Raw genomic sequence first — 22,861 nt, forward strand, 5'->3', positions numbered from 1 at the left:
AGTATTTACTCTTAAGGGATGGGGCTGTTTTTTTAGACCCCAATAGGGGCGGCATTCTTTTCTATTTTTTGTAAAAAATTTGATATAATTTCAATAAAAGGATATAGCCATGAAAGCACATAAAATTTCGGATTCGGTTTATTGCCTCCATGCGGATATCGAAGCCCCGGATCTTTTTGAGGGGATATGGCCCATTCCCCAGGGGGTTTCCCTGAATTCCTATATGGTGAAGGGGGATAAGATCGCCTTGATCGACCTGATTCGGGATTGGGGTGGGGCGCCCAAACAGCTTGAGGAAGCCATGTCCGATGTAGGGATCCGCTTTGACCAGGTGGATTACCTCATCCTGAACCACCTGGAGCCGGATCATACAGGCTGGCTCAGGGAATTCCGGCAAAAAAGCCCCAAAGCGGAGATCATCTCCACCGCCAAGGGGATCAACCTGGTCAAATCCTTCTATAAAATAGAAGACGGGCTCCGGGCGGTGAAGGACGGAGAAACCCTGGATTTAGGAAAGGGCAAGGTCCTGACCTTCCGGGAAGCCCCGAACATCCACTGGCCCGAGACCATGGTCACCTGGGACGGTGAGTCCGGAACCCTTTTCCCCTGTGACGCCTTTGGTTCCTACAGAGCCCTGGGGGACCGGATCTTTGACGATGAATTCAGCCCTGCGGAACATGAAGTCTTTGAAAAAGAATGCCTCCGCTACTATGCCAATATCGTGGCCTCCTTTTCGGTTTTTGTGGTAAAGGCGGTGGAGAAACTTGCAGGCCTGGATATCAAATGTATAGCCCCCAGCCACGGCATAGTCTGGCGGAAAAGCCCCAAGACGATCATCGACCGCTACCTCAAGTACGCCTCTTATGCGAAAGGCCCGGCTGAAAAGGAAATTGCCATTGTCTGGGGCTCCATGTACGGCAACACCAAGCAGGGTGTGGACGCGGTGGCCCGGGGTATTGAAAGCGAAGGGGTTCCCTATTCCCTCCACCGCATCCCCGACGAAAGCGTTTCCTTCGCCCTGGCGGACGTTTACAAGAGCAGCGGCCTGGTCATCGCCATGCCCACCTATGAATACGCCATGTTCCCCCCCATGTCCAATGTGCTGGACATCTTCCGTCGCAAGCACATCACCGGGAAAACGGTCCTACGCATCGGTTCCTGGGGCTGGGTCGGTGGGGCCAAAAAAGACTACGAAGCCGCCATTGAGCCCCTTAAGTGGACCAGCCTGGAAAGCAAGGAATGGGCCGGCGCCCCCACGGAGGAGGAAGTCCTTGCCCTGGAAGAAAAGGGGCGGGAGCTGGCGAGGGCTGTTAAGTTGTTGGCATAGGCAGATGGGCAAGTTTTCTCAGTTTATAATGACTGTACTGGGTTAGTGACCGGGCCGGGTGGGCAATGCGCCCCGGCCCTAACCTGTAGAGCCTGCTTACGGAGCCCGCACCATTCTTTTACGCGGTCTCCTCCAGCAGAGAATTCCAGAGACGGGCCGGGGCGCATTGCCCACCCGGCCCTGCCTTTATCCCTGTATAATTACCTAAAATAGTGACTATGCACAACGGTATGGGAGGCATGGTTTCCCAAGTGACATAAGCCGCCGATGAGGAATTCCAGTGGCAGGGTAGGGAATTATTTACCCACATCTGCCTTTATCCCCGTATATGTACATTAATGCAGACTTTATAGAATGATGTTGGATACCTGTTTCCATAATTTTGACCCAGGCCTCCGGGAGGGGCGGGGATGCCTCCGGGGCGTCTATGGACGCTTGGAAATGCAACCGCAAGGTTGTTAAATAATAAAGGTCGCCTGGCGTGGGGCTCAATAAAAGCCGCTATTTGGGATAAGGCATCAAGCCCCCTTCCCTGCTGGAGGAGACCTACCGGGCTCCGCAAGCAGACTCAACATGTCAGCCCCGGAGGTACCCCCGCCCCTCCCGGAGAATATGAGCCACTATTGCCCAAACCGAAAATAATCACTCTTTCTTCACTTTATTGAAATTGTACACTATACTTAACCCATGACCCCAATTTGTCTGCATAACGGAACCGTGATGACCGGCTTTGCCGCCATGGAACATTGCGCGGTGTTGATCGAGGATGGCCTGGTAGCGGATGTTTTTTCCGCCCGGCGTTTCGAGCAGAAGCACTTTGCCCCGTCGATAAAAACAATCGACGTACAGGGCGCCTATATAGCCCCGGGTTTTATCGATACCCACATTCATGGGTTCGGGGGCTATGGGACTGAAGATGGCTCTACGGATTCTGTCATCGAAATGTCCCGGCTCCTGGGGGGTTGCGGGGTTAGCGCATTTAACCCGACCCTATACCCTTCGGAGCCCGAAGAGATGCTCCAGGCGGTGGCCAATATCACCGCCGCCATGGGAAAGGAAAAGGGGGCCCGTATCATGGGGATACACCTGGAGGGGCCCTTTCTTTCACCGGATCGCCTGGGGGTCCAGAGGCCGGAAACGGTTAAAACCGTGGATATCCCCTTTATGGAAAAGCTCTGGGAGGCTGCGGGGGGGCACATCGTTAATATGACTGTGGCCCCGGAGCTTAAGGGTATGCGGGAACTGGCCCTGTTCTGTATCAAAAAGGGGATCGTGCTTCAGGCGGGGCATACGGATGCTAAGTATGAAAACATGGTGGAGGGTATGCAGGTAGGAATACTGCACTCAACACACCTGTTCAATGCCATGAGCAAACTGGATCACCGGAACCCCAATGCGGTGGGGACCATACTGACCCACCCGGAAATTTCCTGCGAGATCATAGCCGATGGTTTTCATGTTCACCCGGACCTGTTCAAGCTGCTCCTGCGGGATAAGCCCATCGACAAAATCATCCTGGTCACCGACGGACTCAAACCTACCGGGCAGACCGAGGGCCCCTTCTTTGCCAACGGGGAGGAGGTGGTGTTTCAGGACGGGTTTTTCCGGCGGAAATCCGACGGGGTGATAGCCGGTTCAGGGCTCACCATGATCCGGGGGGTGAAAAACCTGGTGTCCTTCGGGTTCAGCCTGGAGGATGCGGTGAAGGCCGCCAGCACCAATCCTGCCCAGGTGATGCGGTATAAGGGTAAGGGGACCATCATTCCTGGAAACGATGCGGATCTTGTGGTGTTTGACCACAATTTTACGGTGCTTGCCTCCCTGGTTGGGGGGGATATAAAGTACAATAGCCTGTAGTTCTCGGAGGAACCATGCGCCTTGTTATTCACGATGATTATCATGCTGTCAGCCGCTGGACGGCCGCCTATATCGCGGAGCGTATTAAAAAATTCGATCCCCGGCCGGGCAAACCCTTTGTGCTGGGCCTCCCTACTGGGGAAACCCCTCTGGGGGTTTACCGGGAACTTGTCAGCCTCTACAAGAAGGGGGATGTCTCCTTTGCTAATGTGGTGACCTTCAACATGGATGAGTATGTGGGGCTTGGGAAGGATCACCCTCAGAGTTACTACCAGTTCATGGAAAACAATTTTTTCAGTCATATTGATATCGACAGGAAAAATACCCATATCCTGAATGGTATGGCAGAGGACCTGGAAGCAGAATGCCGGGCCTATGAGGATAGTATTACTGAGTGCGGGGGAATCGAGCTTTTTCTGGGGGGTATGGGCGCCGACGGCCATATCGCCTTTAACGAGCCGGGATCGTCCCTTCACTCCCGTACCCGGGTCAAGACCCTGACCACTGATACGAAGATCGCCAATGCCCGCTTTTTCAATGGGGATATTACCAAGGTGCCCTCCACCGCCCTGACCGTGGGGGTCGCTACGATTACCGATGCCCGGGAGGTACTGATCCTGGTCAGCGGCCACAACAAGGCCCGGGCGCTTCAGGCGTCTGTGGAGGGGGGGGTTAACCATATCTGGACCGCTTCCTGCCTCCAGATGCACCCCAGGGCGATCATTGTCTGCGACGATGCGGCCACCGATGAGTTAAAGGTGGGGACCGTGCGGTACTTCAAGGAAATTGAACGGGAAAATTTGTAGAAAAACTGTTCGAACGATCCTCTGCGGCGGCTCGTTCTTTAAGGATTAGATATACTGAGCCTTTCTCGCTACTTGCAACACCGGCTAAAGCCGGTGCCGGCTTTAGCCGGCAATTTCCCCGCGCAGCACCCGGATCTGCCGGCGCACTTCCTCCGGGGCCGGGCCGCCGGGGAGCTTCCGGGCGGCTACACAGGCTGCAGGGGTGATAGTCTGGTAAATGTCCGCCTCAAAAAGTTCGGACCGGGTCTTGAGTTCCGCTAAAGAGCGGTCGGCGATGCGGGTAAGCCCTGCGGCCACGCAATCCCGGACCACCAGGGCGGCGACTTCGTGGGCTTTGCGGAAGGGGAGGCCCTTGCGGACCAAGTATTCTGCGGCGTCCGTGGCTTCCATGAAACCGCCGATGCAGGCGGCTTCCATGCGGCTTTTATTGAATCGGGCGCTTGCCATCATGCCCCGGAACATCCTGAGGCAGGAGCGGACCGTATCAATGCTGTCAAAAAGCGCCTCCTTGTCTTCCTGGAGATCTTTATCATAGGCGTAGGGAAGGCCCTTCAGCAAAGTTAGCAAGCTTACCAGGTTCCCCGTGGTCCGACCCGACTTGCCCCGGATCAGTTCGGCAAAGTCGGGGTTTTTTTTCTGGGGCATGATCGATGAGCCGGTGCTCCAGGATTCGGCTAAATCAATGAATTTGAATTCCTCGCTGGCCCAGAGGACCACATCTTCGCAAAACCGTGAGAGGTGGATCATGGTGATGGAACAGGCCGAGGCCAGTTCCAGGGCAAAGTCCCGATCAGCCACAGAGTCCATGGCGTTGAGGGTGGGCCGGGCAAAGCCCAGGGCTTTTGCCGTGGCTTCCCGATCCAGGGGCAGAGAGGACCCGGCCAGGGCCCCGGCTCCCAGGGGGCACTCGTCCAGGCGGCGCAAGGCGTCGGCAAAGCGGGAGCGGTCCCGGGCCAGGCCGGCGCACCAGGCGCTGAGCTGATAGCCCAGGGTTACCGGCTGGGCGCGCTGGAGGTGGGTGTAGCCGGGCATGATGCTTTCGGTATGCTGTTCCGCCTGGTCCAGCAGGGCCCGGATGGTTTCGGTAAGTTCGGCGCCCAGTTCCGGCACGGCCCGCTTGAGGTAGAGCCGGAAATCAAGGGCCACCTGATCGTTGCGGCTGCGGCCTGCGTGGACCATGCGGCCCGCGTCTCCCAGGCGCTCGGTGAGGATCCCTTCTATAAACGAGTGGATGTCTTCGGCGCCCGGATCAATGGCCAGTTTCCCCGCTTCCAGCTCGTCGGCGATCCGGGCCAGCTCGGTGTCCAAGGCCGTCGCAGTCTCCGGGGGGATGATGCCTTGTTTGCCCAGCATGGCCGCATGGGCCCGGCTCCCCAGTATGTCGTCCTGTGCGAGCCGCTGATCCACCGAGATGGATGCTTGGAACGCGAAAGCCTCGGCCTCGGGTTTTTCCGCGAGCCGGCCTGCCCAGAGGACCTGGGGGGTGGGTTTGTTGTCCTGATCTTTCATTGTTGCGCCTCGCTAAGTCTTTGTTTTACCTTATTATATCACAAGTGATAATTCAAGCTGGGGCTTTTTTTCGAACGCCATGATCTTGCCTAGATAGACCAAGGATTGAGAAATTTGAGACCGTTAACTTTTTTGAAGTCATCAATGTTTCTGGTAACAAGGGTAAAGCCCTCAATCAGAGAGGTCGCCGCAATTATCGCGTCCGGAAGTTTTATTTTGCTTTTTTTCGCCAGGGCTATGGTTTGCTGGACGACAGCCTCGCTTAAGGGATGGATTATTGAACTATTGATAAAATCCATAAGTGTTTTTTCATTTTCGGGCGTATCGTTATGCCGTAGAACTTCCATTTGGGAAATAACCGATATATGCGGCGTGTTGTCGATAATCGCGGCGACAGCCTTTAATCCCGAAGCGGGAATTTTAGCTGCTAAATAGCCAATTATGACATTGGAGTCTAATAGGAATCCTGAGTCCATTCGTTACGGCCTTCTTGCAGGGAATTCTGAAAAGCTGCGTATGCATCATCGGAAAGCCTCAGGGCGCCGACAAAACGTTCTGAAAGCTTTTTTTCGACGAGACCGGGGCGCTTATCTGTATCTTTCCCCGACAAAGAGGTTTTATGTTTGAGATAACCCACAAAATCACGGATTTCTCCTATATAACTGGCGGGGAGTCCCTCAATTTCTTTCAAGAGCAGTTCTGTCTCAGACATAATTTCCTCATTTCTTTTAATCTATCACCAAAATCGTCGAATTTCAAGGATCATTCTGAATGGGATGTCGATTCCCAAAAGTGGCGCCTATTCCCTTTTCCTCTGTTTAATTCGATTTTAGTCTTTATTTTGTAATTACTTGAGAAATAAAGTTTTCATGAAGATCGCCTAAAGTTTTACCAAATGCCTCATTAATATCAACTTTATATTTTTCTAAAATATCTACAATATTGTCTGGAATTAGCTTTTCAGGTTTAAGTAGTTCATACGCTTCAATATTTAAAGCGCTGGCTATTTTTGCCAATGTCCGAGGGGACAGCCATTTTTTACCATTTTCAATATCACTAAGGAAAGGTATAGAAATGCCAATTTTTTCGGCAAATTCCGCCTGGGATAACTTACGATAATTACGGTATTTTTTTATATTAAGGCTCAAAATCGACCTTAAATCACGTTCATTCATAAAAATTATCCTTTGGCTTATTTATTATGCTTTCAGATTGACAAAATATGAATAATCTATTAGATTAAGCACATTAGCTATTAGAAAATACCCTTATTTATTATTAAAATAGAAAGGTATTTGTAATTTTGGTTAAAACATTTGATAAGGTGGTGAAAAATGAGTAGCGAGAAAGGTCAAAAGATGAAAGAAGGGGTGAAGACCGGAGTAAGCATTGTGGGAAAGGTTATAAAATGGATTTTTATAGCCATTTTGATTATTATCGCTTTGGTAATAGGTTTTTCGGTTTATACATGTACGGTTGCAACAAAAGCGGCAGTTGATGTAGGTAAAACTGTAATTGAAAATGCTGATAAACTTGGCGATCCTGAATTAATACAGAAGGCAGACGAGGTAAAGGATTCGTTAAATCAACTGGATCAGGCACTTAATTCCTTAAAAAATATTGGAGGAAGTAAAGATAAATGAAACGCTTTATTATGGGCTCATTGTTAGTGCTTTTCTTTTTAAGCATCTTGACTAGTTGTGCGTCATTACTTGGTGAAAATAGTAAGACTCTGGCTATAAAATCTGATCCTGCAAACGCCACTGCTATAATTTATGATTCCAATAATAATAGGGTTGCTGAAAAATTAACCCCTACTGAAATAATATTGAAAAAGGCGGGAAAGTATACTATTGAAATTGAAAAAGAAGAGTACTCACCTGTAAAAAAAGTCGTACCTGTAAAGAAACAATTCAATCACGCATTTTGGTTAAATTTTTTAATAAGTGGTGTTGGGTTAGGATATTCACTGGCACTTGATCCAATTTTTACAACAGATCCATTAAATGCATATGCTTTGGCAGGTTATGGTTTGGGAGCTGTTGGTATAATTGGTATTTTTTACGACATAGCGAAAGGTTCCCTTACCAGTGTATCACCAAAAGAAGTAAATTTTAACCTTAACATGACACAAGCAGCATTAGCGATTAAAGAAGCACAAGAAAAAGAAAAACAGCGCATTGCCGCCGAGAAAGCAGAAAATGAACGTCTGTCCGCAGAGGCAAAAAGAAATGATGAAGAGGCAAAGAGAAAAGCTGAGGAGGAAGCAAATAGATACGATGCATCGAAATTCACTGTTGTACCAACGAATTTTAAACCATCCCGGTATGCCCCAGCCGATTTATTCGAGGCAGTAGCAGCTTCCAAGAAATTGCAAATATCTTTAAATAAACAAGAAGCTGTAGCTAATGAATTTGCATCAGCATTTATGCTTGGCTTAGGTGGAAGCTATATTGAGAATTTTGTATCTGAAGCTGTTTTTGTTTATCAGGATGGTACAGTCATAGAATTCACTTCTGATGATAAAGCTATATCTCAATATATGACTATTGATACGAGGTCTGGCCTACAACCAGGGCAAAAAGTTCGTGTTTACTATACAATTACAAGATCTCCGTTAATTACATGGGATGTAATTGCTATAGAACGTAGATAAATTAAGTAAGTAATCCTCCGGCTTTGCCGGGGGACTCACGGAGACGTGATAATTCCGGGAATACAAAATAAACCTACCAGAACTTTTTCAAGTATGGCGCTATTGCTTTGTTGACAATCTTATTCGATAAACTTATTGTAATACAAGGAGCTTATTGATGAATACTGTAACCTTGTCCAGCAAATATCAGGTTGTTATACCGAAGGAAATCAGAACTGCCGCCGGGCTCAAACCGGGAACTTCTTTTGAAGTTATGTTTTATGAAAACAGAATTGAGTTTATACCCCTGCAGCCTATCCAAAATCCGGAAGGGATTTTCCCGGGAATTGATACCTATATAACAAGGGACGAAGACCGGGTATGAATGTGGTCGATCCCTCCCTTTGGCTTGAGTATTTTGCGGGGAAATCCGGTCTCCGATATCATTAAGGACATTAAATCGGTATATATCCCGACCATGAGAAATTAAACTAAGCCCTGTTTCCTGCCAATCTTACCCCGCCGTTCCCTGGGACTTAGCATCGTTAGGTCCCTTGGACTTACTGTTCCCGGCGCTGCCTTACCCCGCAGTCCCTTGGGACTTGGCATCTTTACGTCCCTTAGATTTACTGTCCCCAGCATTCTTGCCCTTAGCATCCTTCGCCGCTTTGCCCTTACCTTTGTTGCCTTTTTCCATGAGCGCCCGGACCAGGATCGGCAATCCGTAGAGCCGGATAAAGCCCTTGGCGTCGGCGTGGTTGTAGAGTTCGCCGGTAGTAAAGCTGGCGATATCCGTGTTGTACAGGGAGTAGGGGGAGCTGACACCTGCAGAACTGATGCTGCCCTTGTAGAGCTTGAGCCGCACCGTTCCTGTCACCGTCTTTTGGGTGGTGTCCACAAAGGCAGAAAGGCTTTCCCGGAGGGGGGTGAACCAGAGGCCGCCGTAGATCACTTCGCCCATTTTCTGGGCTACCTGCTGTTTGAAACTGTAGGTCTGGCGGTCCAGGCAGATGTGTTCCAGTTCCTGGTGGGCGTAGTAGAGTATGCTGCCCCCGGGGGTTTCGTAGACCCCACGGCTCTTCATGCCCACCACCCGATTTTCTACCAGGTCGATCAGCCCCACCCCGTGGGCGCCGCCGATTTTGTTCAGTTCCCGGATCAGGCTGACTCCGTCAAGTTTTTTGCCGTTCACTGCGGTGGGGAGGCCCTTCTCAAATTCGATTTCCACGTACTCAGGCTTGTTGGGGGCCTTCTCCGGGGGGACGGTCATCTTGAGCATGCGGTTCAGGGAGGGCTCGTTGGCGGGGTCTTCCAGCTCAAGGCCTTCGTGGGAGATGTGCCAGAGATTGTCGTCCCGGCTGTAGGAATCGCTCTTTTTCATGGGCACCGGGATCTTCCGTTTTTCAAGGTACTTGATTTCTTCCTCCCGGCTCCTGATGTCCCAGGTCCGCCAGGGAGCGATGATCTCCAGGTCCGGGGCAAAGGCCATGATCCCCAGGTCAAACCGGACCTGGTCATTTCCCTTGCCTGTGGCGCCGTGGGCTATGGCGTAGGCTTTTTCCTTGCGGGCGTAGTCCACTAGGATCTTGGCGATCAGGGGGCGGGCGGTGGAGGTGCCCAAAAGGTACTTGTCCTCGTAGAGGGCGTTGGCTTTCAGGGCGGGCCACACATAGTTTTCCACGTACTCTTTTTTAACGTCCGCCACGTAACAAGCCAGGGCGCCGGTATCCAGGGCCCTCTGTTTGATGGTCGTCCAGTCAGCCTCCTGGCCCACATCCACGCAAACCGCGATAATATCGCAGTCGTAGTTTTCCTTTAGCCAGGGAATGATCACCGTGGTATCCAGCCCACCGGAATAGGCGAGGACTATTTTCTTTTTCATGATATCTCCATTTATACTCTAAGAGGTTTATAGAGAATAATATCACAAAAAGGAGAAATATGTTAATATGGGTAAATTGGAGGGGTAATTTTGGGCAGGGACATTGATGGGTTAGCCCAGGCAAGAAAAAACAAGGAATTCACTATTGACGCAAGAAGGTATTTGCATCAACACCCGGAACTTTCCGGAGTGGAATTTGAAACCTTGGCATATATCAGGGCCAATCTTGATTTCCTCGGCATATCCTGGGTTGAAGTGGCGGAAGGGGGTATTCTGGCAAGCCTGGGAGACCAGGGGAAGGGAAAGACCCTGCTGCTCAGGGCGGATATTGATGCCCTGCCAATTCAGGAAAACCCCCGGAACCTTACCAGGGGACGAGCCGTCATCTCGGAAAACCCCGGAATCCAACACGCCTGTGGCCACGATGCTCATACGGCCATGCTCCTCACGGCAGGTAAAATTCTCAAGGAGTATGAGCAGGATATTCCCGGTAGGGTATTGCTTATGTTTGAACGAGGCGAAGAGAGGGGCGGCAATCTGAATCAAATTTTGCAGTATATAAAGGACCAGGAAATTCATATCCACGGTTCCCACGCAATCCATGTGCGGCCCGGAGTACCTGCGGGAAAGATAGTGGTTATAGACGGCCCTGTCATGGCAGGGGCTTGCGGTTTTAATATCACTATTATCGGAAAGGACGGGCACAGCTCCCGGCCGGATCTGGCTAACAATCCTTTGGACTGCTTTAGCTCCTTTTATCAATCCCTCAAGGATATACGTTTAAGGAATATCTCGCCCTTTGAACATTTTACCCTATCGGTAGGAAAACTGAACTTTGGGGAAAAAACGAATATCATTGCCAGGGAACTTAATTTCCAGGGTTCGGCCCGGTTTTTCCGGGAGGAGAGCGGGGATCGTTTTTTTGAAACATTCAATCTCCTTTTAGACAATACCGCCAGGGCCCATCACTGTACCTATACTATTAATCACCAGCTACGGGGGATTCCGGTTATCAACCGAGATCCTGCTGTCCGTTTTTCTCGGCAAGGCATCCGCAAATACCTGGGAGATGATTATCTTATAGACCAATACGATCCTATGATGGGCGCTGATGACTTTGCGCTGATAGCAAAACTATATCCTTCAGTAATGATACATCTTGGAATAGATAACCCGGAAAAGGGAAGCGGAGCAGATTTGCATACGGATATTTTTGATCTTGATGAGGAGGTCCTGCACTTGGGGGTGGCTGCTACGATTGGTTTTGTCCTGGAATTCCTCGGGGATGGCAGGGGCTGATATGGAAGCTCTAACATGGGAACCGGATTATTATAAAAATCAGCTTGAGCGTTCATGGCAGGAACTTGCCATGTTGAGCCACCTTGCTGAAATGGTAAGTTTGGGAGGAGATTCAAAGGAGACCAATTCCATCGTTTTAAAAAAGGTGGTGGATCTTATGAAGGGGAATTTTGGGTACATCTATCTGGTGGACAAGGGCGAGCGGACCATAAGCCTTGCGTCAGAATATTTCCCTCATGCAAAACCTTTGCCGGAAAGCGCCACCAATGTGGTCCTGGATGAAAAAATCAACCGCCCTGTTCATCAGGTGATTTTGACCGGCAAAGGGATGATTATTGACAATATATGGGAAGATCATGCTTTAATGGAAAGTCTCGCAGCATACGCAGACACAATAAAACAGTTCGGATCATCCGTATTGGCGCCCCTTCGTATGGTAAACAAGAATATCGGCGTAATCTGTGTGTCCGCCCCAAAAGAACGGATGTTTCACCGGGAAGACATCCTGATGCTTGAAGCGGTTGGCTGTATTTTGGGTGTGGCCCTTTACAATACCGGTTTGATTGATGATTTGCGCCGAAGCAAGGAACATCTCTCCGGGGCATTGCGATCCCTGGACCATATCCGGGAAACAGAGCGGAAACGGGTTTCCCGGGAACTTCACGATGGAGCCGGCCAGGCCCTCACATCCATGTTGCTACAGTTAAAGGCGCTGCAGGAGGAAAGTGATGTGGAAGTAATCCACGATCGCATAAATGGGCTGCGGTTTCTGACATCCAACACTCTTGAAGAAATTCGTTCCCTTACCTCTTCGCTCCGCATATCCAACTTGGTAAAGGATGGCCTTCCTGCGGCCCTTCGGAAGATGATTAAGGAGTTTTCCCGTATCAGCGGCATCAATATTTTATTTGAAGTTTCTGAAAATATTTTTCCCCTGCCGGAAGAAATTGACAGCATAGCCTATCGTATTGTTCAGGAAGGGATAACCAATATCATCCGCCATTCAAAGGCATCTTTTGCGGCGGTTAAGCTCTATTATCTGCATATTGCAACGGAGTTTCCCGCGCAAAAAGAGGTCGGCCTTGAGATATGCGATAATGGGGTGGGGTTCACCCTGGAGGAGAATAAAGTTAAAGGATCGGGCATAATCGGCATAGAGGAACGGGTAGGGGCGATAAACGGTAGTTTTGCCCTTATGCCGATGGAAAAGGGCGGGACAAAGCTGAGCATACGGCTGCCGGTGCAGGACGGTCAGGAGCAGGGGGATGGATAAAAAGATATCCGTGCTGCTGGTAGACGATCATGGGATTGTCCGTTCAGGGCTGCGCCTTATTCTGGAACAGGAAAAGGATATGGTGGTTGTGGGAGAAACCGGCCTGGGCCGGGATGCAATAGGCATCGCCAAGAAATGCAGGCCGGATCTGATAATCATGGATATTGCCCTTCCTGATATAAGCGGCATTGAAACAACCAGGGAGATAAAAAAACGGTACCCGGATATTTGCGTAATAGCCCTGACCATGTATGAAGAAGAAGAATATCTGGTATCCTTCAGGGAAGCGGGAGGTTCCGCCCATATCGGTAAATCATCCGCAGATCGTGAATTGGTGCAGGTTATCCGTACCCTGTTTCCCGCCCCAGGCGCGGAGGATATTGCCGGCCACCTTACCGGCAATCCGGTAACCAAACCGCCAAGCGTATTGTCAAAGCGGGAACTTGAGGTGCTGGAACGGACCATTCACGGCTTTACCAGCCGCGAGACCGGTCAGGAACTGAACCTTTCTACCCGTACCGTGGAAACCTACCGGGAACGGATCATGGCTAAACTGAACCTGAGCCACAAATCAGAACTTATCGAATATGCGCTAAAGCACAAGATTTTCTAAAAATCAGATTTTTGTCGTATTTTTCACGACATACAACTCATATCTTTTATTTTATTCTACGATATAAGTAATTCATATACTATTATTTTGATATGATTAATATGAGGGGAGAATATTCCGCCCTGGAAAATCTTTATGAAAGACCTGTTTGACTGGAAATACGTTTGGCAATTTATGCCTGAATTAATAAAGGTTCTCCCTATGACGCTGTCAATTGTCTTGATAGGTACTGCGGGGGGACTGATTTTAGGCGCTATAATTGCGATTGTCAGAATAGAGCAGGTCCCGGTCCTTAGAACCCTTGCCGCGCTGTACGTCTCTTTTATCCGCAGTACCCCAATTTATATACAAATGTTTGTCGTTTATTTTGGATTGCCAATGCTTTTATTGCCCTTGGGAATTGATCTAAGGCACGGGGCAAAAATAATCTTTCTCTATATTACCTATGTAATGAATGTAAGCGGTTTTCAGTCCGAAATAATCCGTTCATCCATTCTGAGCGTGCCCACGTCCCAATGGGATGCGGCGACAGCCTGCGGCTATACAAAGATTCAAACCTACAAACGCATTATTTTACCCCAAAGCGTTATTATAGCCATTCCGAGTTTTGGCACCTGTATGACCTCGCTTTTACAGGATTCTGCCCTTGCGTTTGCCCTTGGTATAACCGATGTAATCAGCAGGGTAAAATCCCTGGGAGTTCTTACCGGGCATCCCCTGGAAGGTTATTTTATAGCAGGAATTATGTTTATTACCCTTTCTGTGCTGATCGATAAAGGTTTTCATCGGCTCGCAAAAGAAATACGGGTTCAAAACAGCGTTGCGGAGACCTGAGTATTCCCGTCTGTATAGACGGTTTATAAATAATTTAAGGAGATTCTTATGAAAAAGTTTTTAGCAGTCGGGCTGTTTTTCGTGCTTCTGATCCCGGTACTCTTTGGCGCTGGAGAAAAACAAAAAAGCAATGCGGAAGAAATTGTCGTCTATTGGGCATCGGGGAATCAATATGCACCTTATTGCTACGTTGACAAATCAGGTAAAGATGTAGGCTATGAATATGAAATAATAGCCGAGGTCGACAGAAGGCTTAAGGGCTACCGATTTGAACATCAGGTGCTTAACGGCTTAAATGTTTTGCTTAATGCAGTGGATGCCGGCACTATTGATTTAGCGGCCCACGAAATTGCGAAAAACGAGGAAAGGGAAAAAACCTATGATTTTTCGGTAGGCTATAACGATGCGGATACTTATTTGTCCGTCCGCCCGGGTAATCCCAATATTAAGACTATTGCCGATCTTAAGCCGAATCAGTCTCTTACTGCATTCTCGCCCTCTGCACAGTCCGTGTACATAAACAGCTATTTGGCGGAAAATCCCAATGCATTCATACCGGATCTGATAAGTTCCGCCGAGGTTTGGTTTGCCCGGCTTACCAGCCCTGATTTATTTTCAATGATCGGCACAAAGGATGATAATTTTCTGAATGCCCTTAAATACGAAAATTACAATCTGGTTGTCAACGAGGGTGCGGTTCCGGTTTCAACCAGTAAAATTCACATGGCATTCAAAAAGAACAATGAACGTTCAACCCAGATTAGGACTGCAGTGGATGAGGCATTAAACGCCATGCAAGCCGATGGGACCATTGCGGCCATTAAGAAAAGAACATTTGATGAATATGTTGAATCATTAAGCAAATAAAGGACGGTAAAGACAGTATCAAAGGAAGCCGGACATGAGCTTTGATTTTAAATTTATGCTTGTTGCGCTGGCAGCGGGTGTTTCGAGGGTACCTACATCACTCTATATTGGGCTTATACCTGTATTGATAGGGATAGTTTTAGGCCTGCCGATAGCGCTGGTGCGATTTTATGAAATTAAAGTTCTGTCCCCTTTATTTAACTGGATTGTCACCATAGTAAGGGGCATTCCGATTGTTATGCTTTTACTGGTATTTTATATTGTCGCAACCAGACTCTATACCGGCGCCTCGTCTTATAAAATAAATACATCCTTAGTTGCAATATCTGCCCTGACGCTCCCCGCAGTCGTTGGAATATCAGAAATATTCAGAGGCTGTCTTGGTTCAGTAGGAAGGGAACAGTTTGACGCAGCTTATGCGTCTGGTTATACAACTATCCAACTGCTGTTTAAAGTCGTATTACCCCAAATTATTCCCGTATCTATCCCTATGATGGGTAATACCGTAATAGGGATGATCAAGGCAGCGGTATTAGCATCTATGATTTCAGTCATTGATATTCTTGATGGGGCGTTGAGAACAGCAGAAAATAATTTTCGTTACCTGGAAGCCTATATTGCTGCAGCGCTGATTTACTGGGCATTGGCATTTATTTTAACCCGGATATTCAGTTTTATTGAGGGATATACCAAATCAAAGATAAGCCGCGTTGCCGAACCGGTGACATTTTTAATATTCCCGGAAATACGCAGAAAGGGTAAAAAAGCATGATAGAAGTCAGGGGGTTAAGAAAATCATTCGGAGCAAATGAAATACTCAAGGGTATTGATTTTTATGTCAAAGAAGGTGAGGTTGTTGCGCTCATCGGCCCCAGTGGTTCCGGAAAGACAACCCTTTTACGGTGCCTTAATTTTCTTGAAAAAGCGGATGCCGGGACCCTGCACATTGACGATATACAGGTCGATCTTAAGAAAGTTACCGGGAAGCAGAAAATTGCTTTACGACGGAAAACTGCCATGGTTTTTCAAAACTACGCCCTGTTTCTCAATAAGACTGCAATAAAAAATGTATCCGAACCTTTAATTGTTTCCCGGAAAAAGACAAAGGCGGAAGCCCGGGCAATTGCCGAAGATGTACTTGTCAAGGTAGGGCTTGGGGATAAATTTAATAGTAAACCATTTGAACTTTCAGGGGGGCAGCAGCAGCGGGTCGGTATTGCGCGGGCCCTGGCGCTCAATCCGGAAGTTATCCTGTTTGACGAGCCCACAAGCGCCCTTGATCCTGAAAAGGTTGATGAAATTCTTGATGTAATAAAAGGCGTAATAAAGACAGGGGTAACCATGGTGATAGTCACCCACGAAATGCAGTTTGCCTATGATGTTGCAAGCCGTGTGGTTTTTATGGACAAGGGCGAGATTGTGGAAGAAGGCACGCAGAAAGAAATTTTTGATAACCCTAAGGAAGAACGGACCCGGCAATTTTTGTCCAGGTTTCATCTTGCCCAAAAGCCGGAATATTTTTTATAGGAAGTATTGTTTATGGACATTAATCTGTACCCGGTGCATACTGAAGCGGCTGCCAGGGACTATTTATTGGGCGCCAGGACTACGGCAGAATACATCAGAAGTTCTGCGGTATCTGACGAAAAGGGTGTGTTCTGGCAGGATGAAAAAGGGCAGGAGCCCCAGATAGATTTTTACAACGGTTCAGCGGGAATTATTATATTTTTTCTCCAATTAGCCAAAGCTACCGGTGACGGTTCTTATTTACAGGATGCCCTGGGTGGCGGGAATTATATTCTTAATGAACTTAAACGTACCAATTATGAATACCCTATCAAAAGTAAATTTGCCAGCTTTCATACTTATGTGGAAAATGCACCAACCTTTTATACCGGCGGATTTGCAGGAGTTGCCTTCAGCCTTATTGAATTATCAAAAGCATCGGGCAATCGCCTGTATGAACAGGCAGCGCTGGCTCTTACCGAAAAAATTGCGGCCAGTGCAAAACCGGTAGAATCCGGGGTGATCTGGACCGGTTTTTCCGGCGCCAATCACGATGCGGGTACCATTGTATATCTATTATACGCAAGCAATCATTTTAAGCGGCTTGAATGGCGGACTCTGGCAGCAGAGGGTGGGAGGGCGATCATATCCACCGGGATCTCTCATGGCGTGGATCAGGTGGAGTATAAGGGCTTTAAAAATCCCCTGCTGAGACCTGATGCGCCTGAAACGATCTATCCCAACTTCGCATACGGTACCGCCGGAATGAGCTATGCCCTGGCAAAATTATATGAAGAAACCGGGGATCGCGATTTTTTGGAGGCCGCAGAAAAAGGTGCTAGTTATTTGATTTCCATTGCTTCCCCTGTAAAAGACGGAAAACTTATCGCCCATCATCTGCCCCATCATGAGGATGAAATATTTTACCTGAGTACCTGCCATGGCCCAGCGGGAACAGCGCGTTTGTTTGTTCTGCTGAACCGCCTCACAAAAAATCAAAAGTATCAGAATTTTTACGAGGAATTAATCCGCGGTATTATCGCTACCGGCGCTCCGGAATACCATTCTGCGGGTTATTGGAATTGTCATAGCCAGTGCTGTGGTACAGCGGGCATTCTGAATTTATTTATTGGTATCTGGATTGAGTCCGGAAAAAAAGCGTATTTGGATTATGCAACACGGGCCGGTAAGGTCCTGTTGGGTAGTGCAAAGTTCGACGGAGAAAAGGCTGTCTGGTATCAGGCTTTTTCCCGGACCAATCCCGGCAAGGTCGATGCAGTCCTGGGCTATTCCGAAGGGGCTGCGGGGATCGGCGCAGCTCTTTTGCAGCTTGCCACGGCGCTGGATGGCAGTTTTAATACCATCCGTCTGCCGGATGATCCCTTCGCGGCAAAGTAAAAGCAGCTGCCGCGAAAGGGTTCCCGACCCAACCCTAGTTGGCGCCAGGCGTCGATTTGGGCTTTATCGAATATGCATTAAACTTTAATATATTTTAAATCAGCAGAATAATTAATGGAGATTTAATAACATGATTGTATGCATTGCGAAATTCAAAGTAAAACCCGGCAGGAGGGAAGATTTCTTAAAAAATTCCCGCCCCTGTATCCAGGCTTCCCGGGACGAAAAAGGTAATATCGGCTATGATGCGCTGCTCGATCCGGATGATCCTGACGGTATTGTCTATGTTGAACAATGGGAAAGCATGGATGCCGCCAATGCCCATGGCAAGTCGGAACACTTTTTGGCCAATCAACCGCAATCGGCTGCGCTACGGGAAGGAAAACCGAAAATCGTTATGTATGAAGCACAACTTGCAACGCAGTTCCCCGTGCAGCCGCTGAAATAATTAATCGGGCCGGTCTTTATCGATCTGTATCACAAAATTGTCGTAGTTTTCCCGACATACAATAGATGGAATTATTATTATTCTCCTAGTTATCAAAAGTAATTTATAATGCTATAAATCTGATAGATTTTATATACATTAAGCGGAGAAACAGAGGTATGAAATCGGCCTTCCTTTGGCAATATGCGTTTGATTATTTCCCAAAAATACTCAGGAAAGTTCCCACTACCCTTTCGATTGTTTTGGCCGCAACTATTCTGGGCATCATCCTGGGAGTGATCATTGCTTTTTTACGGCTGGAAAAAGTACCGATTCTCAATATTCTGTGCAAATTGTTTGTGTCCTTTAGCCGGGGTACTCCTATTCTTATTCAAATGTTTGTTGTCTACTATGCCCTTCCGGCGTTGTTTGCAGCTATCGGTATCCACCTGTACCGGTGGGAAAAAATTTATTACCTGTATATCACTTATGGTCTTAATACGGGGGCTTACTTTTCAGAAATATTCCGATCCGCTATTTTAAGCGTTCCCAAATCTCAAATGGATGCGGCGGCGGCGGTGGGCATGACGAAGTTTAACGCCTATTTCAGAATCATCATACCTCAAAGCATTATTATCGCCATCCCCAGCGTCGGCGCCATGATTGCTGCGCTGCTGCAGGATTCCTCTCTGGGCTTTGCCTTCGGCATTATTGATGTAATAGGCCAGGTTAATGTAGTGGGGACAAGATCTACCCGGATTTTGGAAGGCTATTTTGATGCAGCCATTATATTCAGTGTATTAACTATTGTCATCGAGAAGCTATTCGGGTTCATAGAATCAAAAACAAGGTATCAAAAATTGGTAAGTAAACAGTAAAAATGCTGTTTAAAATATTTAAGGAGGAATAAAGATGAAAAAATTATCAATAAGAGTATTGTGCATTCCGGTTATGGTTATACTGGGATTGTTTCTGTTTACCGGCTGCAACACTAAAAATAAAGCTGCCGAAGGGCCAAAAGAAGTACTGATTGGCGTACATATCGGATCACCGCTTTTCTTTTATCTGGACGACAACGATGAATTCGGAGGCGTGGAAGATGCGATTCTGAAACTCATTGACGAAAAATTGCCGGAGTATACTTTTAAATATGAAATTCTGGAATTTACCACCATTTTAACATCCCTGGATATTGGCAGTATTGATATGGGCTGCTACCTGTTTGAATATACCGAGGAACGGAGCAAATCCTACCTTTTTAGCACAGAGGGTTATCTGGATTTTGCCAATTACATATCCGTTCCCAAGGGAGCCAAGGGAATCACTACCCTGGATGACTTGCAGGGGAAAAAAGTCGGTACCTGGCCTTCTGGCAATATGGCGCACCTCCTGGAATCCTATAACCAAGAGCATTCAAAGACTCCCATTGATATTGTTTATGTTAATTCCAACGATATTATGATAACTAATTTTAATACCAAGAGCATAGAAGCTTCTCTGATGACCCGGTGGGAAGTAATGACCCATCTTGCCACGCGGGGATTTGAACTGGAACTGGTAGGCGAACCGGTTAGTATTTCCGACTGCTATTATCTTTTCCCCAAAGATCGTACTGAATTACAGACAGCGGTCGATAGGGTGCTGCGGGAATTAAAAGCTTCAGGTGAACTGGAAAGAACAATTCAGAAGGCCCTGGATGACTATGCCAAAATTTATTCTTAGCCGGTAAAGGCCAGAGTATACCCGGAAAATGAGCTTTGACTTTGTTTTTATGCTTAAGGTTATCAGAATTGCCGCCGCCAGAATTCCGGCTACCCTGATAGTAGCGACAATTCCCCTGCTGATAGGCTGTATTATTGGTCTGCCTATAGCATTGGCTCGGTTTTTCCGGGTAAGAATATTATCATCCTTTCTCAAGTGGACTGTTACCATACTTAAAGGGATACCGGTGGTACTATTTCTGCTTACCTTTTATGTACTGATCGGTCGGTATTTTGATGTTGTTATGCAATATTTTCATATCAATTTTGGTTTTAAAGATCTGAACAAGGGACTTATAGTTGTCGCTGCGCTGTCTATCCCCGCCTGTGTCAGTTTATCCGAGGTATTCCGTGGGGCTTTGGCATCTGTAAAAAACGGGCAGTTTGATGCGGCTTATTCCATAGGACATTCCCGGAATGCCGCCCTGTGGCGGATCATACTGCCCCAGGCTTTTCCTGTATCCCTGCCAATGATATGTAATATGTATATCGGTTTTGTAAAGGCGGCATCCCTGGCTTCAATGGTCAGTGTAATTGATGTCCTGAACGCCGCAATAATTGCGGCTACTATGAACTACCGTTACCTGGAAGCCTATGTTGCGGCGGCGCTGATATATTGGCTCCTCTGTGTAGTCATAGAACGGATTTTTATATTCCTGGAAAAATGGTTCGGGAAAAAAATAAGGGAAGCCGCAGTATGATTGAAATACAAAATCTTAAAAAATCCTTTGGAAAGCTCAATGTACTCAAAGGCATCGATTTGCATGTAAAGGAAGGGGAAGTGGTTGTTCTTCTGGGCCCCAGCGGTTCAGGAAAAACAACCCTGCTCCGGTGTATAAATTTTTTGGAACAGGCTGATGAGGGAACTTTGCGTATCGCCGATAAAAAAGTAAATCTGCAATATGTATCTACCAAAGAAATCCTCAGCCTCCGCAGAAAAACCGCTATGGTATTCCAGAATTATGACTTGTTTCTGAATAAAACGGTATTGGAAAACGTAACGGAAGGGCTTATCGTATCCCGCAGGATGTCAAAAAACGAGGCGATTCAAATTGCCCGGCAGGTTCTTGAACAGGTAGGCCTTAAGGAAAAATTCACCGCCAGGCCTTTTCAGCTTTCCGGGGGACAGCAGCAACGGGTGGGCATTGCCAGAGCTGTAGCGCTTAATCCCCGGGTTATTTTATTTGACGAACCTACTTCCGCTCTTGACCCGGAAAAGGTCAACGAAATACTGGAACTTATCAAGAATGTGGTAAAAACCGGGGTAACCAGCGTCATTGTTACCCATGAAATGGAATTCGCCTTTGAAATTGCCGATAAAATCGTCTTTATGGATGAAGGAGAGATTGTGGAACAGGGTACTCCCCAAAAGGTTTTCGGTCATCCTGAATTTGAAAGAACCCGTCAATTTTTATCACGGTTTACCCTTACCAAGCAGCCGGAATATTTCTTGTAGGAGTTGTCAAATGAATAGTAACATTAATCTGTTTCCGGTTTACACCGATATCAGCGCCAAAGATTATTTACAGGGCGCCATAGCTGCGGCGGAATATATCAGGGGATCTGCGATATCAGGAGAAAAGGGTGTTTACTGGCCGGATGAAAAGGGTGAGGACCCCCAGATAGATTTTTACAATGGCTCTGCGGGGATTATTCTGTTCTTCCTTCAATTAGCCAGGGCAACAGGGGACAGCTCCTATTTAAAGGATGCCCGGGCTGGGGGTGATTATATTCTTAATGAATTAACCAAGGTCAATTATAACTATACATTTAAAGGAAATTTTACCAGGCATCCAATCTACAAGAATGCTGAATCAACCTTTTATATAGGAGGGTTCGCGGGGGTAGCCTTTAGTTTTATTGAGTTGTCAAAAGCTACCGGCGACAATGTGTATGAACAGGCGGCATTGGTACTAACCGAAAAAATTGCCGCCAACGCAAAACCGGTAGAGTCCGGGGTAATATGGTCCGGCTATTCCGCAATTAACCACGATGGAGGAACTATTCTTTTTCTCCTCTATGCAGCCAATCATTTCAAGCGGTCCGAGTGGAGAGAACTTGCGGCAAAGGGGGGGAGAGCCATTATGGCTACCGGGGTCGCCATCGATTTGGATCGGGTGCTTTATAAAGGCTATCAAAATCCCGTAATAAATCCCGATTTTCCGGATACCCATTACCCCAATTTTGCCTATGGCGCTTCCGGAATGTGTTATGCCCTGGCGCGATTATACGAAGAAACCAGGGACAGGGATTTTCTTGATGCAGCGGAAAAGGGTGCAAATTATTTAATTTCCATTGCGACACCGGCCAAAGAAGGTAAGCTGCTCATTTATCAACTGCCCCATCTTCCGGGGGAGGATCTTTACTATTTGAGCTTCTGTAACGGTCCCGCCGGTACAGGAAGATTGTTCGTCCTCTTAAACCGCCTGACAGAAAAACAAGTGTACGAGCATTTTTATCTTGATCTAGCCCATGGGATAATTAGTGCCGGTGCGCCGGAGTATCATTCTGCCGGCTATTGGAACTGTCATTGCCAATGCTGCGGCACCGCAGGGTTCCTTACTTATTTCTTAGGAGTCTGGTTGGAATCAGGGAAGGAAGAATATCTGAACTTTGCGATCCGTTCCGGCAAAGTACTGCTGGGCAGCGCAACCTATAAAGAACATAGGGCTGTTTGGCATCAGGCTTTTGCACGTACTAACCCCGCAGGGATCACTGCGGCTCTGGGCTACTTTAAAGGGGCTGCGGGGATCGGCGCCGCTCTTTTACAGCTTGCCACAGCGCTGGATGGTAATTTTGATACTATCCGCTTACCTGACGATCCATTTGCAACGGGCGCCATAGCAAATCACCGCTGAAGAATCTTGT

General features: G+C 47.6%; 25 protein-coding genes. 20 read left to right on the forward strand and 5 right to left on the reverse strand.

Annotated features, from left to right (window positions below):
* Positions 1 to 109 precede the first annotated feature (109 nt).
* The 3 genes from TREPR_RS03560 to nagB all read left to right on the forward strand — a co-directional run bounded on the left by TREPR_RS03560 (position 110) and on the right by nagB (position 3,990).
* Positions 110 to 1,327 (forward strand): FprA family A-type flavoprotein, encoded by a 1,218-nt coding sequence (locus TREPR_RS03560; RefSeq protein ID WP_015706918.1) that lies wholly within the window; start codon positions 110 to 112, stop codon positions 1,325 to 1,327.
* Between the two features lie 687 nt (positions 1,328 to 2,014).
* Positions 2,015 to 3,184 (forward strand): N-acetylglucosamine-6-phosphate deacetylase, encoded by a 1,170-nt coding sequence (nagA, locus tag TREPR_RS03565; protein WP_041610996.1) that lies wholly within the window; start codon positions 2,015 to 2,017, stop codon positions 3,182 to 3,184.
* A 14-nt stretch (positions 3,185 to 3,198) separates the two neighbouring features.
* Positions 3,199 to 3,990 carry a glucosamine-6-phosphate deaminase gene (nagB, locus tag TREPR_RS03570; RefSeq protein WP_015706920.1) on the forward strand — a complete coding sequence of 264 codons (792 nt, stop codon included), beginning with the start codon at positions 3,199 to 3,201 and terminating at the stop codon, positions 3,988 to 3,990.
* A gap of 102 nt (positions 3,991 to 4,092) precedes the next feature.
* Here nagB and argH read toward each other — a convergent pair whose 3' ends face one another.
* The 4 genes from argH to TREPR_RS03590 form a co-directional block, all read right to left on the reverse strand.
* Positions 4,093 to 5,499 carry an argininosuccinate lyase gene (gene argH, locus TREPR_RS03575; RefSeq protein WP_015706921.1) on the reverse strand — a complete coding sequence of 469 codons (1,407 nt, stop codon included), beginning with the start codon at positions 5,497 to 5,499 and terminating at the stop codon, positions 4,093 to 4,095.
* Positions 5,500 to 5,588: 89 nt separating this feature from the next.
* Positions 5,589 to 5,975, reverse strand: coding sequence for a type II toxin-antitoxin system VapC family toxin (locus TREPR_RS03580; RefSeq protein ID WP_015706922.1), 387 nt, complete (start codon positions 5,973 to 5,975; stop codon positions 5,589 to 5,591).
* Complete coding sequence (locus tag TREPR_RS03585) at positions 5,954 to 6,211, reverse strand: hypothetical protein (protein WP_015706923.1); 258 nt, start codon at positions 6,209 to 6,211, stop codon at positions 5,954 to 5,956. Before TREPR_RS03585 ends, TREPR_RS03580 begins: the two co-directional genes overlap by 22 nt.
* A gap of 124 nt (positions 6,212 to 6,335) precedes the next feature.
* Positions 6,336 to 6,674, reverse strand: a complete 339-nt coding sequence (locus TREPR_RS03590; RefSeq protein WP_015706924.1) for a helix-turn-helix domain-containing protein — start codon at positions 6,672 to 6,674, stop codon at positions 6,336 to 6,338.
* A gap of 159 nt (positions 6,675 to 6,833) precedes the next feature.
* Here TREPR_RS03590 and TREPR_RS03595 point away from each other — a divergent pair, with 159 nt between their 5' ends.
* From TREPR_RS03595 to TREPR_RS19225, 3 genes are all read left to right on the forward strand, one after another.
* Positions 6,834 to 7,142, forward strand: a complete 309-nt coding sequence (locus TREPR_RS03595) for a hypothetical protein (protein WP_015706925.1) — start codon at positions 6,834 to 6,836, stop codon at positions 7,140 to 7,142.
* On the forward strand, positions 7,139 to 8,155 hold the full coding sequence (locus TREPR_RS03600; RefSeq protein WP_015706926.1) for a PEGA domain-containing protein: 1,017 nt from the start codon (positions 7,139 to 7,141) through the stop codon (positions 8,153 to 8,155). The genes TREPR_RS03595 and TREPR_RS03600 overlap by 4 nt, the downstream gene beginning before the upstream one ends.
* A gap of 157 nt (positions 8,156 to 8,312) precedes the next feature.
* Positions 8,313 to 8,519: an AbrB/MazE/SpoVT family DNA-binding domain-containing protein gene (locus TREPR_RS19225; RefSeq protein ID WP_015706927.1), complete on the forward strand. Its 207-nt coding sequence runs from the start codon at positions 8,313 to 8,315 to the stop codon at positions 8,517 to 8,519.
* A gap of 195 nt (positions 8,520 to 8,714) precedes the next feature.
* Here TREPR_RS19225 and TREPR_RS03610 read toward each other — a convergent pair whose 3' ends face one another.
* On the reverse strand, positions 8,715 to 10,016 hold the full coding sequence (locus TREPR_RS03610; protein ID WP_015706928.1) for an argininosuccinate synthase: 1,302 nt from the start codon (positions 10,014 to 10,016) through the stop codon (positions 8,715 to 8,717).
* A gap of 90 nt (positions 10,017 to 10,106) precedes the next feature.
* On the opposite strand from TREPR_RS03610, the gene TREPR_RS03615 reads away from it, so the two are divergent.
* From TREPR_RS03615 to TREPR_RS17785, 14 genes are all read left to right on the forward strand, one after another.
* Positions 10,107 to 11,315, forward strand: a complete 1,209-nt coding sequence (locus tag TREPR_RS03615) for a M20 metallopeptidase family protein (protein ID WP_015706929.1) — start codon at positions 10,107 to 10,109, stop codon at positions 11,313 to 11,315.
* Position 11,316: 1 nt separating this feature from the next.
* Positions 11,317 to 12,588, forward strand: a complete 1,272-nt coding sequence (locus TREPR_RS03620; protein WP_041610997.1) for a GAF domain-containing sensor histidine kinase — start codon at positions 11,317 to 11,319, stop codon at positions 12,586 to 12,588.
* Positions 12,581 to 13,201 (forward strand): response regulator, encoded by a 621-nt coding sequence (locus tag TREPR_RS03625; RefSeq protein WP_015706931.1) that lies wholly within the window; start codon positions 12,581 to 12,583, stop codon positions 13,199 to 13,201. Before TREPR_RS03620 ends, TREPR_RS03625 begins: the two co-directional genes overlap by 8 nt.
* A 174-nt stretch (positions 13,202 to 13,375) precedes the next feature.
* On the forward strand, positions 13,376 to 14,035 hold the full coding sequence (locus tag TREPR_RS03630) for an amino acid ABC transporter permease (protein ID WP_281054606.1): 660 nt from the start codon (positions 13,376 to 13,378) through the stop codon (positions 14,033 to 14,035).
* A gap of 48 nt (positions 14,036 to 14,083) precedes the next feature.
* Entirely contained in the window at positions 14,084 to 14,902 is an 819-nt protein-coding gene (locus TREPR_RS03635; RefSeq protein WP_015706933.1) for a transporter substrate-binding domain-containing protein, read from the forward strand.
* Between the two features lie 34 nt (positions 14,903 to 14,936).
* Positions 14,937 to 15,674 (forward strand): amino acid ABC transporter permease, encoded by a 738-nt coding sequence (locus TREPR_RS03640; RefSeq protein ID WP_015706934.1) that lies wholly within the window; start codon positions 14,937 to 14,939, stop codon positions 15,672 to 15,674.
* Positions 15,671 to 16,429: an amino acid ABC transporter ATP-binding protein gene (locus tag TREPR_RS03645; protein ID WP_015706935.1), complete on the forward strand. Its 759-nt coding sequence runs from the start codon at positions 15,671 to 15,673 to the stop codon at positions 16,427 to 16,429. Before TREPR_RS03640 ends, TREPR_RS03645 begins: the two co-directional genes overlap by 4 nt.
* Positions 16,430 to 16,441: 12 nt before the next feature.
* A complete protein-coding gene (locus tag TREPR_RS17780) occupies positions 16,442 to 17,806 on the forward strand; it encodes a lanthionine synthetase LanC family protein (RefSeq protein ID WP_015706936.1) in 1,365 nt (454 codons plus the stop codon).
* Positions 17,807 to 17,936: 130 nt separating this feature from the next.
* A complete protein-coding gene (locus TREPR_RS03655) occupies positions 17,937 to 18,254 on the forward strand; it encodes a putative quinol monooxygenase (RefSeq protein WP_015706937.1) in 318 nt (105 codons plus the stop codon).
* A gap of 158 nt (positions 18,255 to 18,412) precedes the next feature.
* Complete coding sequence (locus TREPR_RS03660; protein ID WP_015706938.1) at positions 18,413 to 19,111, forward strand: amino acid ABC transporter permease; 699 nt, start codon at positions 18,413 to 18,415, stop codon at positions 19,109 to 19,111.
* A 34-nt stretch (positions 19,112 to 19,145) separates the two neighbouring features.
* Complete coding sequence (locus tag TREPR_RS03665) at positions 19,146 to 19,955, forward strand: transporter substrate-binding domain-containing protein (RefSeq protein WP_015706939.1); 810 nt, start codon at positions 19,146 to 19,148, stop codon at positions 19,953 to 19,955.
* 28 nt (positions 19,956 to 19,983) lie between these two features.
* On the forward strand, positions 19,984 to 20,694 hold the full coding sequence (locus TREPR_RS03670) for an amino acid ABC transporter permease (protein WP_015706940.1): 711 nt from the start codon (positions 19,984 to 19,986) through the stop codon (positions 20,692 to 20,694).
* On the forward strand, positions 20,691 to 21,449 hold the full coding sequence (locus tag TREPR_RS03675; RefSeq protein ID WP_015706941.1) for an amino acid ABC transporter ATP-binding protein: 759 nt from the start codon (positions 20,691 to 20,693) through the stop codon (positions 21,447 to 21,449). The genes TREPR_RS03670 and TREPR_RS03675 overlap by 4 nt, the downstream gene beginning before the upstream one ends.
* Before the next feature lie 10 nt (positions 21,450 to 21,459).
* A complete protein-coding gene (locus tag TREPR_RS17785; protein ID WP_015706942.1) occupies positions 21,460 to 22,851 on the forward strand; it encodes a lanthionine synthetase LanC family protein in 1,392 nt (463 codons plus the stop codon).
* Positions 22,852 to 22,861 lie beyond the last annotated feature (10 nt).

It is taken from the genome of Treponema primitia ZAS-2 (assembly GCF_000214375.1).
GTDB classification, from domain to species: domain Bacteria; phylum Spirochaetota; class Spirochaetia; order Treponematales; family Breznakiellaceae; genus Termitinema; species Termitinema primitia.